The organism is Psychromonas sp. (genome assembly GCF_983033635.1).
The window spans coordinates 36,931-40,397 of sequence record NZ_CEZLMY010000015.1; the positions used below are offsets into that span (position 1 = coordinate 36,931).

At 36.8% G+C, this 3,467-nt stretch carries 4 protein-coding genes; 1 reads left to right on the forward strand and 3 read right to left on the reverse strand.

Annotation, left to right across the window (positions count from 1 at the left end):
* The coding region (gene bamC, locus AC4GME_RS03740; protein ID WP_490379035.1) for an NlpB/DapX family lipoprotein at positions 1–180 on the forward strand (180 nt) is incomplete at its 5' end.
* A gap of 34 nt (positions 181–214) precedes the next feature.
* On the opposite strand, the gene AC4GME_RS03745 is transcribed toward bamC, so the two are convergent.
* The 3 genes from AC4GME_RS03745 to brnQ form a co-directional block, all read right to left on the reverse strand.
* Positions 215–412 carry a DUF2897 family protein gene (locus AC4GME_RS03745; RefSeq protein WP_490376919.1) on the reverse strand — a complete coding sequence of 66 codons (198 nt, stop codon included), beginning with the start codon at positions 410–412 and terminating at the stop codon, positions 215–217.
* A gap of 162 nt (positions 413–574) precedes the next feature.
* Complete coding sequence (locus tag AC4GME_RS03750) at positions 575–1,678, reverse strand: phosphoribosylaminoimidazolesuccinocarboxamide synthase (protein WP_490376920.1); 1,104 nt, start codon at positions 1,676–1,678, stop codon at positions 575–577.
* A gap of 401 nt (positions 1,679–2,079) precedes the next feature.
* Entirely contained in the window at positions 2,080–3,405 is a 1,326-nt protein-coding gene (gene brnQ / locus AC4GME_RS03755) for a branched-chain amino acid transport system II carrier protein (protein WP_490376921.1), read from the reverse strand.
* Between the last annotated feature and the right edge of the window lie 62 nt (positions 3,406–3,467).

Sequence of the window (3,467 nt, forward strand, 5' to 3'; positions counted from 1 at the left end):
AAAAATGGCGAATACTTTATTCAATTAGGTGAATTAATGGGAGGCAGTACTTCAATCTCATGGTTAGATGAAGATAAAAAACCTTTGCCGGATCAGAAAGTAACCGAGATTTATCTTAGTATTACTGAGCAGGTGCGTAATGTTTTGTTGCTAAACGATAAACAAACTAAAGCGCTTTAATCTTTCGCTTTTATTGTAAATAAAAACCAACGGGTTATTTATCTGTTGGTTTTTTTTTAGCCTCTTTTTCTTTGCTCTCATTTTCCAGTGATGCTTTCATTTTTTTTTCTTCTATTACCCGCATAACACTTTCTGGTAACTTCATTTTTGCGCTGTGTTTTAAGAGCATAATATTGCTAATAACAATACCTAGCACAAAAGCTATCAATAAAAAAAGCGCCCAACCACTCATAAATACCCCTCAATTTTTAAAGTAAAAAAAGCAGGAAATAATTCCTGCTTTGATAGTATAGCCATTCTTATCATGTTGCGCTTTGTCCAGACATCCGAGCTGGCCTCTGGATTAGCATCTTGAAGTCGATTGGTATATATGAAAGATTATGATTTAATCGATTTAATCGATTAAAGCGTAATCTTTTCTTAAAATTTCAACTATTTCAGCTTTTGGATTATCAGACAGTTTAATCTTTTCTCCGATAACTTTCTCTGCAATGCCGATATATGTTTCAGAAATTTTCATTAATACCGAAGCTGGCAGGGCATTATCACGTGCTAGCGCACTACGCTCAGCCATACGATCTTTATTTAACAGAATATCAGGATCAGGGAAATGGTTTAATAATAGTTGGCGGAAATCTTCTTTAGAGTTCTCAACAATTTTACCTTCTTTGAATGCTGCACCATCCCAAATACGAGAAGAATCAGGCGTACCCACTTCATCCATGTAGATCAGTTTTTCATTACCCGCTTTATCGTTAACATAACCAAATTCAAACTTTGTATCTACGAAGATTTGCTCAATTTTGGCTAGTTCATTACTGATAACATCAAAACCTTCTTTTAATAATTTTTCATAATGGTTGATATCATCTGCTTTACTGAAGTTAAATGCGGCAAAATTTTCTTCAATGTTTTGACGGGTGATATTGACATCATCAACCGCTGGAACACCTGGAATACCTTCGAGAATGCCTTTAGTTGAAGGGGTAATTAATAATTCAGCTAGCTTTTGATCTTTTTGTAAACCTTCTGAAATTTGAATACCGCAGAACTCACGTTCACCTTTCTCATAAGAGCGCCACATAGAGCCTGTGATATATTGACGGCAAATCGCTTCAATCATTACTGGTTTAGCTTTTTGCACAATCCAAACAAAAGGGTGTGGAATATCAAGGATATGACTATCAGCTAAACCATGCTCTTTAAATAATTTGAACCAGTGGTTGGAGATTGCATTTAAAGCCGCGCCCTTGCCGGGAACACCATTCATGCCATCTTCACCATGCCAGATACAATCAAATGCAGATATTCGATCACTGATAACCATAATAGCCAGTGGGGCATCACTAGCAACATCGTATCCTTTTTCGATGATTAAACGTTTGCTATCAGCTTCAGTTAGCCAGTAAACAGAGCGTACTTTACCGCTGTGAACAGGTTTATCTGTACGAATTGGTAAATCGTTATTAACAGCTAATACTTTATCAGCAAGACTCATAAATAATATCCTATATATAAAGCCAGATTAAACAGACCATGTCTGTAATGGAAGAGTTCTGGTCGCAAATAATAGCAGAATATTAATGACTTATCATGTCAAAAAAAATATTAACCAGCAGACAAACATACTTACTATTTATGAAAATATTCAGCTAAGCACCTTAATAAACTGCTCGCCAGCCATTGTCCCATCTATACTTTTAGATAGTTCTATTGGTGAGTGGTTTGTTCATGTTTTTATGAGGATTCAGAAGGGATGGCAATTGTGGTCGATTGAAGCAAAGGACTATACCCAAGCTACTTGAAGATGCAGATTCAGGTAGTTTGGGTATATATGAGTAATTTATTGCTCTGGCAAGTAATGGCTTAGGTTTACTGACTACGCCATTTTATTGTCTATTATAAAGCTTTAGAAATTTGAATTTCTTGTTGTTGTTCAGTTTCTTTAAATAGCACGATTGCAATAATCAAAGCGATCGCAGTAGGTAATACCCATGCCATACCAACATCAAATAAAGGAAGGAAAGAAAAAGAATCCATATTGACTCCGGCAATTTTGATGCCATCTAATAAACCAAATAGGAAAGAAACAGCTAATACAAAGCGGTGTGAATTGGTTTTACTTGCCAGCAAGTTATTACAGAATGTCAGTGCAACAAGGGCGATCGCCACAGGATAAACTGTAAATAATACTGGAACAGAAAGCGCAATCAGTTCGCTTAAACCAACATTTGTTACTAACGCACAAAGCATACAATTTCCAATAACTAATAGTCGTCGATTCCAATTTGTTTTTAATTTACATAGAAAATCTGACATGGCACTAACCAAACCAACAGCAGTAGTTAGACAGGCTAAAGCAACAACTACTGAAAGTAATACTTGGCCTGGTAATCCGAATAAAGCTTTAACATAAATAGCGATGATTTCACCGCCATTAGAAACATTTGGTGCGATTTCCTGGCTGGTTGCACCTAAGTAAAATAATGAAACGTATACAAAGGTTAAACCTATTGCTGCAATTAAACCTGCAATTGATAAGTATTTATACTGTGCAGTCTTGTCATTGATACCTTTAGATTTAACAACATTAATAATTAACATGCCGAAAACCAATGAAGCCAAGGTATCCATTGTGTTGTAGCCCTCAAGAAAACCGGTTACAAAAGGTGTTTCGAGGTAAGCACCAGTTGCAATACCAATATCTGATAGGGGGGTTAGAAAGACAGAGGTTGATAAAACGATCAAAAGAATAATCAGTAGAGGGGTAATAACCTTGCCGACAATATCTAGTAACTTACCCTCAGAGAGTGAGAGTGCACCAACAAGTGCAAAAAATAGTACCGAAAAAATGGCTAAAGTGCTAGCAGATGTGTCTGAAAGAAATGGCTTCAGTCCGATTTCAAAAGCCACTAAAGCGGTTCTCGGTGTTGCAAAACTAGGGCCTATAATAATAAACACGGCAAGTGCGAAGGAGGTTGCGACTTTAGCGGGCAGGTATTTAGCCATGCTAGTTAAGCCGCCACCAGCTTTTGCTACTGCTATCAGGGTCAATAAAGGTAAACCAACAGCTGTCAGCAGAAAACCGACCATTGCAATGGTGAAATTTTCACCAGCTAAAGCGCCTGCAATAGGGGGGAAAATAATATTACCTGCGCCTAAAAAAAAGGCAAACGTCATAAATCCTAGACCCAGCATATCAAATGTGGATAGTTCTTTTTTCATCCAGTTGTGTTCCTGTCATTTCTGTATCAGCAAACTAAATTGCTTTATGTGTTAAATAGATC